8 protein-coding genes are annotated in these 11,997 nt (G+C 65.2%); 6 read left to right on the forward strand and 2 right to left on the reverse strand.

The genetic code is table 11. The annotated features are described in order from the left end of the window. Nucleotides 1–174 precede the first annotated feature (174 nt). The 6 genes from uca to urtE are packed head-to-tail and all read left to right on the forward strand — an operon-like array spanning nucleotide 175 to nucleotide 9,499. Nucleotides 175–3,816 carry an urea carboxylase gene (gene uca, locus Q0319_RS05020; protein ID WP_299451343.1) on the forward strand — a complete coding sequence of 1,214 codons (3,642 nt, stop codon included), beginning with the start codon at nucleotides 175–177 and terminating at the stop codon, nucleotides 3,814–3,816. Nucleotides 3,817–3,849: 33 nt separating this feature from the next. Beyond that, nucleotides 3,850–5,139 (forward strand): urea ABC transporter substrate-binding protein, encoded by a 1,290-nt coding sequence (gene urtA, locus Q0319_RS05025; RefSeq protein WP_299451344.1) that lies wholly within the window; start codon nucleotides 3,850–3,852, stop codon nucleotides 5,137–5,139. Beyond that, nucleotides 5,140–6,741, forward strand: coding sequence for an urea ABC transporter permease subunit UrtB (gene urtB / locus Q0319_RS05030; RefSeq protein WP_299451345.1), 1,602 nt, complete (start codon nucleotides 5,140–5,142; stop codon nucleotides 6,739–6,741). Further along, nucleotides 6,738–7,955 (forward strand): urea ABC transporter permease subunit UrtC, encoded by a 1,218-nt coding sequence (gene urtC / locus Q0319_RS05035; RefSeq protein ID WP_363322240.1) that lies wholly within the window; start codon nucleotides 6,738–6,740, stop codon nucleotides 7,953–7,955. Before urtB ends, urtC begins: the two co-directional genes overlap by 4 nt. Then, on the forward strand, nucleotides 7,952–8,803 hold the full coding sequence (urtD, locus tag Q0319_RS05040) for an urea ABC transporter ATP-binding protein UrtD (protein WP_299451346.1): 852 nt from the start codon (nucleotides 7,952–7,954) through the stop codon (nucleotides 8,801–8,803). The genes urtC and urtD overlap by 4 nt, the downstream gene beginning before the upstream one ends. A gap of 3 nt (nucleotides 8,804–8,806) precedes the next feature. Next, nucleotides 8,807–9,499 carry an urea ABC transporter ATP-binding subunit UrtE gene (urtE, locus tag Q0319_RS05045; RefSeq protein WP_296463956.1) on the forward strand — a complete coding sequence of 231 codons (693 nt, stop codon included), beginning with the start codon at nucleotides 8,807–8,809 and terminating at the stop codon, nucleotides 9,497–9,499. Between the two features lie 50 nt (nucleotides 9,500–9,549). On the opposite strand, the gene atzF is transcribed toward urtE, so the two are convergent. Beyond that, the gene (gene atzF / locus Q0319_RS05050; RefSeq protein ID WP_296463958.1) at nucleotides 9,550–11,172 is read right to left on the reverse strand and encodes an allophanate hydrolase; all 1,623 of its coding nucleotides are present in this window, start codon (nucleotides 11,170–11,172) and stop codon (nucleotides 9,550–9,552) included. A 93-nt stretch (nucleotides 11,173–11,265) separates the two neighbouring features. Further along, nucleotides 11,266–11,991: a fumarate/nitrate reduction transcriptional regulator Fnr gene (fnr, locus tag Q0319_RS05055; RefSeq protein WP_296463960.1), complete on the reverse strand. Its 726-nt coding sequence runs from the start codon at nucleotides 11,989–11,991 to the stop codon at nucleotides 11,266–11,268. Nucleotides 11,992–11,997 lie beyond the last annotated feature (6 nt).

The following is an 11,997-nucleotide window of genomic DNA, read 5'->3' on the forward strand; positions in this document are numbered from 1 at the left end:
CATGCACCAAGGCGGTACCGGCGTGCGTGCTCCATGCTGGTGCCATGGGCCTCGAAACGGCTTCACTTCGGTGCCTGCATCGACCTTGTGCGTCGTTTCACGCATGGCACAGCGATTGCTAAATCCTCTTCCGTGGGCCTGGCAACAGGCCGTTCATCTCAGCCGGAAGAGGTCATGTTCCACACCGTTCTCATTGCCAATCGCGGCGAGATCGCCGTACGCATCATCCGTACTTTGTCCCGCATGGGCATCCGAAGCGTCGCTGTTTACTCAGAAGCGGATCGCGACAGTGCCCATGTCCGGTTGGCAGACGAAGCGGTGGCGATCGGCAAGGCGGCGCCTTCGGAAAGCTATCTGTGCGGAGACCGGATCATCGAGGCGGCGCTTCGCACCGGTGCCCAGGCCATTATTCCCGGCTACGGTTTTCTCTCCGAGAATGCGGATTTCGCTGAGGCATGCGAGGCGGCTGGGTTGAGCTTCGTCGGGCCGACCGCGCAGCAGATGCGCGACTTCGGTTTGAAGCATGCGGCGCGCGAGCTCGCGCACCGCGCAGGCGTGCCGCTCGCGCCGGGCTCCGGATTGCTGGCCGACCTGGAGGAAGCCCGGCAGTGGGCGGCGCGCATAGGTTATCCCGTGATGCTCAAGAGCACCGCGGGCGGCGGCGGCATAGGCTTGATGCGATGCCAGGACGAAGCGGAGCTGGTGGCCGCATTCGAGTCGGTGCAGCGGCTGGGCAAGAATTTTTTCAGCGACGCTGGCGTGTTCGTCGAGCGTTTCGTCGACCAGGCGCGCCACGTCGAAGTACAGATTTTCGGCGATGGCCGTGGCCGGGTCGCCGTGCTGGGGGAGCGCGATTGCTCCATCCAACGCCGGAACCAGAAGGTCATCGAAGAAACGCCTGCTCCGGGTCTGCCGGTCGCAACGCGCGAGCGGTTGCTGGAAGCGGCACGCCGCTTGGGGCAGTCCGTGAACTATCGCTCGGCGGGGACCGTGGAGTTCATCTACGACGCCGGGCGTGACGAATTCTATTTCCTCGAGGTCAATACCCGCCTGCAGGTCGAACATGGCATTACGGAAGCCGTGACGGGCGTGGACTTGGTCGAGTGGATGGTACGCACCGCTGCCGGCGAACCGCCCGATCTCGACCAGCCGTATCTCGCCGCGGGGGCGGCCATCGAAGTCCGGCTGTATGCGGAAGACCCGCTCAAGGGGTTCCAGCCCTCGCCGGGCGTACTGACGGAAGTGGCATTCCCCGCCGACGTACGGGTGGACGGCTGGGTCGATACCGGAACCGAGGTCTCGCCGCATTACGATCCGATGCTCGCCAAGCTCATCGTACACGGCAGCGATCGCGCGCAGGCCATTGCCCGGTTGCAGTCCGCGCTTTCGGCCACGCGGTTGGGCGGGATTTCAACCAATCTCGAATACCTGCGCCAAGTCGCGGCCAGCGCGGAGTTCCAGGACGGGCGCTTGTCCACGCGTTTCTTGGAAGGCTTCGTTTTTCCCGCGCCGACCATCGAGGTCCTGGAGCCGGGTACCTATACCACCGTGCAGGATTATCCAGGGCGCGTCGGCTATTGGGACATCGGCGTACCCCCTTCCGGGCCCATGGACGATTGGGCGTTCCGCCTGGCCAACCGCATCGTCGGCAACCACGCATCCGCGGCCGCGCTGGAGTGCACGGTCATCGGGCCGAGCATGAAGCTCCACAGCGCTACCGTTGTCGCGCTGACCGGGGCGCCGTCCGACGCCACGCTAGACGGCGTGCCGGTGCCGTTCTGGCAGCCGGTGCAGGTGGCCGCAGGCCAGGTGCTGAAGGTCGGCCGCGTCTCGAGCGGCTGCCGTACCTATGTCGCGGTTCGCAACGGCATCGACGTTCCCGATTATCTCGGCAGCAAGTCGACTTTTGCACTGGGGCAGTTTGGCGGACATGCCGGCCGACCGCTGCGCAGTGCGGACATGCTCACCATCGCCAACCCGGCGCTGGCAGGCAGCACGACGCCGCCTCCCGTTGCCGAGCCAGCACCATTGCCTGCATCCCTGGTGCCGGCTTACGGAACGCGGTGGGAGATCGGTGTGCTCTACGGCCCGCACGGCGCGCCGGATTTCTTTACCGAGGAATCCATCGCCGGCTTTTTTGCGGCCGACTGGGAGGTGCACTACAACTCCAACCGGCTCGGCATTCGGCTGATCGGCCCCAAGCCCACGTGGACGCGCACGGACGGTGGCGAGGCCGGGCTGCACCCGTCCAATATCCATGATTGCGAATACGCCATCGGCAGCGTCAACTTTACGGGCGATATGCCGGTCATCCTCACCCGCGATGGGCCGAGCCTGGGCGGTTTCGTCTGTCCGGTCACGATCGTCAAGGGCGAATTGTGGAAGGTCGGCCAGGTCAAGCCGGGCGACAAAATTCGTTTCGTGCCGATCTCATTCGAGCAGGCGCTGGAGTTGGAGCGCACTCAGGATCGCATCGTCGAGACGCTGGAAGACCTGCCGTTGCCCCCGTTGACCGCGGTCCATGCGCCGCTCACGCCGGTGCGGGGTACGCCTGCGTCGCCAACCATCCTGGCGGAGGTCGCCGGCGATGGTGCCACGCCCAAGGCCGTCTATCGGCAGGCCGGCGACAAATACGTGTTGATCGAGTACGGGGAGAACGTGCTCGACTTGAACCTGCGCTTCCGTGTCCACGCGCTGATGGAGGCCTTGCGCGCCGATCCCATACCGGGCGTGCTGGAAATGTCTCCGGGCGTGCGTTCGCTGCAGATCCATTACGACAGCCGCATCATCCACCAGCGCGACTTGATCGAAGGCTTGCTCGCGCGCGAGGCCAGCCTGCCGGCCGTCGAGGACATGAAGGTGCGCAGCCGCATCGTGCATCTGCCGCTGGCATTCGAAGACAGCGCCACGCTGGACGCCGTGGCGCGCTATCGCCAGTCGGTACGGGACACGGCGCCGTGGCTGCCCAGCAATACCGAGTTCATCCGCCGCATCAACGGCCTGTCGTCGGTCGAGGAGGTGCGCGACATCGTCTACGCCGCCAGTTACATGGTGCTGGGCCTGGGCGACGTCTACCTGGGAGCACCCTGCGCCGTTCCCATCGATCCGCGCCATCGGCTGCTCACGTCCAAGTACAACCCCGCGCGCACGTATACGGCCGAGGGCACGGTCGGCATAGGCGGCGTCTACATGTGCATTTACGGCATGGACTCGCCGGGAGGCTATCAACTGGTCGGCAGGACGCTGCCGATCTGGAACAAGTTCCTGAAGAACAAAGTGTTCATCGACGGCCAGCCGTGGCTCTTGAAGTTCTTCGACCAGGTACGTTTCTACCCCGTCGATGAGCCCACGCTTGATCGCATGCGGGAGGATTTCCGCGCCGGCCGCACGTCGGTGGAGATCACCGAGGAACTGTTCGACCTGCGCGAGTACAACGCGTTCTTGAAGTCCATCGAACCCGAGCTGGCGGACTTCCGGGCGCGCCAGAAGCAGGCCTTCGAGGCCGAAGTCGCGCGCTGGCAGGCCGAGGATGAAGCCGCGCAGGCGGAAACGGCAGCCGCGGGGCCGCTCGAGGTCGAGCTGGCCGAGCCCGATGCCCACGTGGTGTCGGCAGACATCAGCGGCAACGTTTGGAAACTGCTGGCCGAGCCAGGCAGCGTCGTGAAGGCCGGCGATCCGTTGCTCATTCTCGAGGCCATGAAGATGGAGTTCCACATTTCGGCGCCTCGCGACGGCGTCGTGTCGACCTTTCACTGCAGGACGGGCATGTTGATCAACGCCGGGGATCCCCTGGTGTCGCTCAAGCCTGCCGCCTGATTTTTCAGCCACTGCACCACCCGAGGAAAGCAAATGAACAGACGCGAGGTTCTCAAACTGGGTTCGTTGGCAGGCGCCATGTCGCTGGCGGGCGTATCGATGCGTGCCTGGGCGCAGGACAAATCGCCCATCAAGGTCGGCATACTGCATTCCTTGTCTGGCACGATGGCGATCTCGGAAACGTCGCTCAAGGACGTGGCGCTGATGACCATCGACGAGATCAATCGGTCGGGCGGCGTGCTGGGGCGCAAGATCGCGCCCGTGGTGGTGGATCCTGCCTCGAACTGGCCTTTGTTCGCCGAGCGTGCGCGCCAGCTGCTGACGCAAGACAAGGTCGCGGCAGTCTTTGGCTGCTGGACCTCGGTCTCGCGCAAGTCGGTGCTGCCGGTGTTCGAGGAGCTCAACGGATTGCTTTTCTACCCGGTACAGTACGAAGGCGAGGAAATGTCCCGCAACGTCTTCTATACCGGAGCCGCACCCAACCAGCAGGCCATTCCCGCGGTGGAGTACCTGTTGAGCCAGGAAGGCGGTGGCGCCAAGCGCATCTTCCTGCTCGGCACCGACTACGTCTACCCGCGCACGACCAATCGCATCTTGCGTGCTTTCCTGTTGAGCAAGGGCATCAAGGAATCGGACATCGAAGAGGTGTACACGCCGTTCGGCCATAGCGATTACCAAACCATCGTTGCCAATATCAAGCGTTTCGCGCAGGGCGGCAAGACGGCGGTGGTGTCGACCATCAACGGCGATTCGAACGTGCCGTTCTATAAAGAGCTCGGCAACCAAGGCCTGAAGGCCTCTGACGTACCCGTGATCGCGTTCTCGGTTGGCGAAGAGGAGCTGCGGGGCATCGACACCAAGCCTTTGGTCGGGCATTTGGCGGCATGGAACTACTTCATGTCGGTGCGCAATCCCACCAATGACAAGTTCAAGAAGCAATGGGCCGAATGGGCCAAGTCACAGAAGCTTCCAGGCGCCGACAAGGCGGTGACCAATGATCCGATGGAAGCGACCTACGTCGGGCTGCACATGTGGAAGCAGGCCGTGGAGAAGGCGGGAAGCACCGATGTCGATAAAGTCCGCGCCGCGATGATCGGCCAGAAGTTCGTTGCCCCGAGCGGCTTCACGCTGACGATGGACGGTAACCATCACCTGCACAAGCCTGTCATGATCGGCGAGGTCCGCGCGGACGGGCAGTTCAACGTCGTCTGGCGCACCAAGGGGCCCATCCGCGCACAGCCGTGGAGTCCGTATATCGAAGGCAACAAGGGCAAGCCGGATGTCGTGTCCCTGCACGAAGATCTCCGTGCGCGAGTTGCGTGAATGCGTATCCCGGCTCTCCGGTGGCTGGTGTGCGGCCTGTTGTGCTGGCACGCCGGCGCGGCTGCTCTGACGGCGGAAGACCTCCAGGCCCTGGCCGGGGACGACTACGCGTCCAAGGAGCAAGCGCTGGGCGCGTTGGCGACCGACCCGGATCCCCGCGCGGCTGCATTGCTGCAAGCCTTGTCTGATGGGGACGCGGCGGTCGATGCAGCCGGGCGCATCATCATCGGCTCGGGCGCGGCCAGCGCCGACACGCTGGCCGGGATGCCGGTCTCCGAGGGGGAAGCGGCGGCCGCCGAGCCGATCATGCTGAACAACCGCTTGCGCAGTTTGGTCGAGCGGGGCATCGCGGCGCGCCGCCTGTTTGATCAGGACCTGGCCCAGCGCCGCGCGGCCGCCGAGGCGCTCTTGGCCAATCCCGATGCTCGATTCCGGCCCCTGGTCGAGCGGGCGCGGATGACCGAGGCTGATCCGGACATCAAGTCCCGGCTGGACGCCCTGTGGGCGATGTCTGCGCTGAATGATCCGGATCCCGAAGTGCAGCTGGCCGCCATCGACCTGGTCGTCGCCCGCCGGCAGCCCGAGCTGCGTGACCTCCTCCGGCCGTTGGCAGAGCCGTCCGGGGGGCACGAGACGGACGCCCGAGTCCGCGCCGCCGCGCGCGCGGGCATCGCGTCGCTGGACCGGTGGCAGTGGTGGGGAGACCTGGCGGCGACCCTGTTTTCCGGCCTGAGCCTGGGCAGCGTCTTGTTGTTGGCAGCGCTCGGCCTGGCCATTACGTATGGCCTGATCGGCGTGATCAACATGGCCCATGGGGAGTTCCTCATGCTCGGGGCCTATGCCACCTATGTCGTCCAGCAAGCCGTGCAGCGGTACGCGCCCGGATGGTTCGACTGGTACCCCTTGCTGTCGGTGCCTGCCGCGTTCGCCGTGGCGGCGCTGGCAGGGCTGCTGATCGAACGCCTCGTGCTGCGCCATTTGTACGGCCGCCCGCTAGAGACGCTGTTGACGACCTTCGGGCTGAGCCTGCTGATGATCCAGGCCGTGCGCATGATCTTCGGCGCGCAGAACGTGCAGGTAGCCAACCCGGGCTGGATGACCGGCGGGATCGCGATCTTGCCGGGCCTCATCCTCCCGTACAACCGCCTGATCATCCTTGCTTTCTCGCTTGCCGTCGTTGCACTTGCCTGGGCGGTGCTCAACCGTACCCGGCTCGGGCTATTCGTGCGTGCGGTGACGCAGAACCGCGACATGGCTGCCTGCGTGGGCGTCAAGACGCGCAAGGTCGACAGCTATGCATTTGGGTTCGGCGCGGGGGTTGCCGGCTTGGGGGGCTGTGCGCTCGCCCAGATTGGCAACGTCGGGCCGGACCTCGGGCAGGGATACATCATTGATTCGTTCATGGCCGTGGTCCTCGGTGGCGTGGGCCAACTCGCCGGAACGGTCGTCGGCGCGCTCGGCCTGGGCATGGCCAGCAAATTGATCGAGCCCTTCTGGGGCGCGGTCCTGGCCAAGATCGCAGTGCTGGTGTTGATCGTCCTGTTCATTCAAAAGCGTCCGCAGGGCATCTTTGCCTTGAAAGGGCGCAGCGCGGAGGCATGATGGCGTATCGGCAGGTTCTGGACGAAGCGGCGCCGCAGTGGCAGAAGGATCGCCGGGAGCGCGGCGCGCAGGCGGGTACCCTGCCCGCCGGGAGCGACGGGCCTGCGCGATTCGAGCTGGCGCTGCCGGAGCGGCCGGCCTTGCTCGGGCGCCGCGCCTGGATCGCCTTGGCCGTGCTGGTGGCGGCGGTGGGCGTGGGCGTGCCGCTTTGCGCGCTCGTGCTTCCGGCCGGGCATCCGCTGCATTTGTCGGCCTACGGCATGACGCTCGTGGGCAAGTTGATGTGCTATGCCATTGCTGCGCTGGCCCTCGATCTCGTCTGGGGCTACTGCGGCATCCTCAGCCTGGGGCACGGTTTGTTTTTCGCGCTGGGTGGCTATGCCATGGGCATGTACCTGATGCGCAGCATTGGCCGGGACGGCCACTACCAGAGCGACTTGCCAGACTTCATGGTTTTCCTGGACTGGAAAGAATTGCCCTGGTTCTGGCACGGCACCGAGCATTTCGCCTATGCCCTGTTGCTCGTGATCCTGGTGCCGGCTGCCGTGGCCTGGGTATTCGGATTTTTTGCCTTCCGTTCGCGCGTCAAGGGCGTTTACCTATCCATCATCACGCAAGCCATGACCTTTGCCGCGATGTTGCTCTTTTTCCGCAACGAGACAGGGTTCGGCGGCAACAATGGCTTTACCGACTTCAAGCGCATCCTGGGTTTCGGCATCACGCAGCCTGAGACGCGCACGGTATTGTTCCTGACGACCTTCGCGGCGTTGGTGCTGTCTTTCCTCGCGGCGCGCGCCGTGGTCACCTCCAAGCTGGGGCGCGTGGCGACGGGCATACGCGATGCGGAGTCGCGCCTCATGTTCCTGGGGTACAGCCCACTGGGCTATAAGCTTTTCATCTGGACTTTGTCGGCCGTACTGTGCGGCATCGCCGGGGCGTTGTACGTGCCGCAGGTCGGCATCATCAATCCGAGTGAGATGTCCCCGGTCAATTCCATCGAGATGGCAATCTGGGTTGCCGTGGGCGGCCGAGGCACGTTGTTCGGGCCCATCGTCGGCGCATTCGCGGTCAACGGCGCCAAGAGCGTATTTACGACGCATTTCGCCGAATATTGGCTGTTTTTCCTCGGCGCGATATTCGTGCTGGTGCCGCTATTCCTGCCGCGCGGCATCGTGGGGCTGCTTCGGCGTGGCCGGGCGGGGGATGCCGCATGAGCGCCCGGGCGACTGTCGACGACCTGCAGGCCGGCACGAATGCAAGCGGGTCGGTCACCGGCCTGGGGCATTTGGCGCGTGCCGGGGAGATCGACGTATCCCACGGGCCCATCCTCTACCTAGAGGCTGTTACCGTCATGTTCGACGGCTTCAAGGCCCTCGACGACTTGACGCTTTCGATAGACGAAGGGGAACTCCGCTGCGTGATCGGCCCCAATGGCGCCGGCAAGACCACCATGATGGACGTCGTCACGGGCAAGACCCGGCCCACTTGCGGCAAGGTCTTTCTCGGACAGACCATGGATTTGTCGAAGATGGACGAGCCGTCGATTGCGCGGGCCGGGATCGGGCGCAAGTTTCAAAAGCCCACGGTGTTCAGCCAGCACCCGGTTTGGGAGAACCTCGAGCTGGCGATGAACACGCGCAAGGACTGGTGGGCGTCATTGCGTGCGCGGTTCGATCGCCAGGCGCAGCGGCAGGTCGAAGAGGTGCTGTGCATGCTGCACCTGGAGTCCGAGGCCTATCGCCTGGCGGGCGACCTCTCGCACGGGCAAAAGCAGCGCCTGGAGATCGGCATGCTGCTCATGCAACAACCGCGTCTATTGCTGCTCGACGAGCCCGTGGCGGGCATGACCGATCACGAGACCATGGAGCTGGCCGGACTGCTGGCGCGACTCAAGGGCTCATGTTCCATCGTGGTGGTCGAACATGACATGGATTTCGTCGCGGCGCTGGCCGGCGAGACTGGCCGCGTGACCGTGATGGCCGAGGGCAGGGTACTGGCCGAGGGCACGCTGGCTTCCGTCCGCGCCGACGAAGCCGTCATCGAATCCTATCTCGGGAGATGACGCATGCTGGAAGTCTCGGGCCTCAATCAGTTCTACGGCGGCAGCCACATTCTCCGCAACGTCTCTTTCACCGCAGAGGCGGGGCGGCTGACGGTTCTCCTGGGGCGTAACGGCGTAGGCAAGACGACCCTGCTCAAGACGCTGATGGGCCTGGTGGCGCCGCGCAGCGGGCACATCCGCTGGCACGGGCATGCCGTGGAGGGATTGCCGCCTTACGCCAGAGTGGAGCGCGGGTTCGCCTACGTGCCGCAAGGACGCGAGATTTTTCCCCGCCTGACGGTGGAAGAAAATTTGCTGATCGGGGCGGCCAGCCGCAAGGCGTCGAGGCAGGTGCCGCAGCGGATTTACGATCTTTTCCCGGTGCTCGCCTCGATGAAGCGCCGGCGAGGGGGAGATTTGTCTGGCGGACAGCAGCAGCAATTGGCCATCGGACGCGCGTTGATGAGCGAGCCTTCGCTGCTCATCCTGGATGAACCCACGGAAGGCATCCAGCCGTCCATCATCAAGGATATCGGCCGTGCGCTGCGCAGCTTGGTGGATGAGGAAGGGCTGACCGTACTGCTAGTGGAGCAGTATTACGACTTCGCGGAAGAGCTCGCGGACCATTATTGGGTCATGCGTCGCGGCGAGATCATCGACGGCGGCGAGGCCGCCTTGATGTCCCAGCGCGACGTCAGGAGCATGATCGCGGTCTGACGCGGCGCGGGCGCCGAACGCCAAGCTTCCTGCGCCGCGTTCCCGTGTTCTTATCCGAGGCTTTGCACATAGCGGCGCCAGCCGCCGTATTCGGAGACGTCGCGAGCATCCGCCACGGCCCATGGCTCGCAGACGAACCCGTGGACGAGCGTGCCGTCCTCGAGGGCGACGCTGCCTATGCCCAGTGGCGAGGCAACCTGTTTCAGAAAGGCGCCCACGTGATGTAGCGGAAGGTTCCAGACTTCGACCACGATCGCCGCACCGCCCGGGCCGACGCGCACCAGGCCCGGCTTGGGGGGCGTGGTGCCAGGCAACGCATACAGGCGGTACTCGGGGGCGGTACGAGTTTCGCACAGCTTGCGCGCCCCGAGCTCGGTCAACTGCCAGTTCAGGGGCATGCCGCTCAGGTGGGCGCCGACCACTGCGATGGGCAGGGCGTCTTTCAGGGGGGGAGCGATCTCTCGCGGCGCAGGCAGGGGCGTTCCCAGCGCCCCCTGGGGCAGGCCCGTCGCGTGATGGAAGCGCTGGCCAAGCTGCGCCAGGCGCCAGTCGGATCCGGACGGTCCGATCAGCGTGATGCCGAACGGCAGGCCGTCGGGGCGCATCGCGGCCGGCACGGCGAGTGCCGCCCAGCGCAGCAGGTTGACGAAATTGGTGTAGCGGCCGAGCGTCCGGTTCAGGTCCACGGGATCGGCCAGCATGGCGGCGATCGTGGGCAGCGTGGGAGCAGTCGGGACGGCGAGCACGTCGATGTCGCGCCAGGTCGCCGCCAGCCGCTCGCGTGCTTCGTCCAGCCGGACTTGCATGGCCAGGACGTCGGCCGCACTGTACTTTCGGCCGCCGCCTATGATGGTGCGCACGGGTTCGATGACGGCCTCGGGGCGGGCATCGAAAAAGTCGCGGATCGCTTCATACCGCTCAGCCACCAGCGCGCTTTCGTACAGCCAGGAGGCGACTTCGGCAAGCGGCGCATCATCGATGGGCACGGCGGTGCCGCCCAGCGACTCGAGCCGGCGGCAAGCCGCCTCGTAGGCCTCGGCAGCCAACACGTCCCCGGCGAACTCGGGACGCATCGGCACGCCGAAGCAGAAATTCTCCGGCATCGCGCGCAGGTCTGGCGTGACCGCACCGGTGTCGGCCAGTACGTTGAGCACGTCTACGGCCTCGGCCACGGTGCGGGCAAAGATGCTGACGGTGTCGAAGCTGCGCGAGGCGGGAAACACCCCTTTGGCGCTGAGCAAGCCGATGGAGGGCTTCAGGCCCACGATATTGTTGAAGCCGGCCGGAACCCGACCCGAACCGGCGGTGTCCGTGCCTAGTGCCACGTCGGCCTCGCCGGTGGCCACGGCCCACGCCGAGCCGCTGCTCGAGCCGCCGCTGACGTATTCTGGGCGCAAGGCGTTGGGAACCGCCCCAAAAGGGGAGCGCGTGCCGTTGAGTCCGCACGCGAATTGGTCGAGGTTCGTCTTGCCGACGATGGATGCACCGGCATCGAGCAGTTTTTGCACCACGACGGCGCTCGTCGCGGGCGTATAGGCGAAGTCCGGGCAGGCACAGGTGGTGGGTACCCCGGCCACGTCGATATTGTCCTTGACGGCCACGCGGACGTTGGCGAGCGGCCCCGAGGCTTGGGTTGCGAGAGCGGGGGAGATACGGCGAATCCAGGCTGACATGGCAATCCCTGAGAGAAGACGACCCTGCTCAAGCAAAGGATGTACCACCGCCGCCCGGGCGGAGCCTCCGGAAGGGTGAGACGGGCACGGCGTTTAGCAGGGAAGGCCAGCGACGCGGCGCAGACCCTCCATGTCGACGATCTCGATCTCCTTGCGCCTGATGCGCAGCAGCTCCGCCTTGGTGAAGCGGGAAAACAGGCGGCTGACGGTTTCCAGCGTCAGGCCGAGGAAGTTGCCGATTTCCTGCCGGCTCATCCTCAGCACGAACACCGAGGATGAGTAGCCGCGGGCAGCCAGGCGCTCCGACAGGTTGAGCAGGAACAGGGCCAGGCGTTCCTCCGCCCGCATGGCGCCCAGCGACAGCAGCATCTGTTGGTCGCACTCGATTTCGCGGCTCATCAACCGGATGAGCTGGCGTTGCAACGAAGGCAGGCGATGGGCGACGGACGACAGGTCGCGCACCGGTATGACGCAGACTTCGCTATCTTCCAGGGCAACGGAGGTGGAGGCGTGCCGCGCGCCCGCCAATCCGTCCAAGCCGACGATTTCGCCGGCGAGGTGAAAGCCCGTGATTTGCTGGCGTCCGTCGGCGCGTTCCAGGAAGGTTTTCAACGTGCCGAAGCGGATGCCGTAGACGGCGTCCAAGGTGTCGCCGGTGTGGAAAAGCGCTTGCCCCTTCGGGATCCGGATGCGTTCCTGTACGAGCTCGTCCATCCGGCTCGCATCTTCGGGCTCCATGCCGATGGGCAGGCAGAATTGACCCAGTCCGCAGGTCGAACAACGGACAGCGTCGGCGGTGAGGGGGATGCGCTTGTTCATGGGAGG

This window comes from uncultured Pigmentiphaga sp., assembly GCF_937950555.1.
In the GTDB taxonomy this organism is placed as follows: Bacteria; Pseudomonadota; Gammaproteobacteria; order Burkholderiales; family Burkholderiaceae_B; genus Pigmentiphaga.

Bases quoted from the DNA above. Each gene is read 5' to 3' on its own strand.
- fnr (WP_296463960.1), bottom strand. From the start codon at position 11,991: ATGAACAAGCGCATCCCCCTCACCGCCGACGCTGTCCGTTGTTCGACC.
- urtE (WP_296463956.1), top strand. From the start codon at position 8,807: ATGCTGGAAGTCTCGGGCCTCAATCAGTTCTACGGCGGCAGCCACATT.
- urtD (WP_299451346.1), top strand. From the start codon at position 7,952: ATGAGCGCCCGGGCGACTGTCGACGACCTGCAGGCCGGCACGAATGCA.
- urtB (WP_299451345.1), top strand. From the start codon at position 5,140: ATGCGTATCCCGGCTCTCCGGTGGCTGGTGTGCGGCCTGTTGTGCTGG.
- urtA (WP_299451344.1), top strand. From the start codon at position 3,850: ATGAACAGACGCGAGGTTCTCAAACTGGGTTCGTTGGCAGGCGCCATG.
- atzF (WP_296463958.1), bottom strand. From the start codon at position 11,172: ATGTCAGCCTGGATTCGCCGTATCTCCCCCGCTCTCGCAACCCAAGCC.
- uca (WP_299451343.1), top strand. From the start codon at position 175: ATGTTCCACACCGTTCTCATTGCCAATCGCGGCGAGATCGCCGTACGC.
- urtC (WP_363322240.1), top strand. From the start codon at position 6,738: ATGATGGCGTATCGGCAGGTTCTGGACGAAGCGGCGCCGCAGTGGCAG.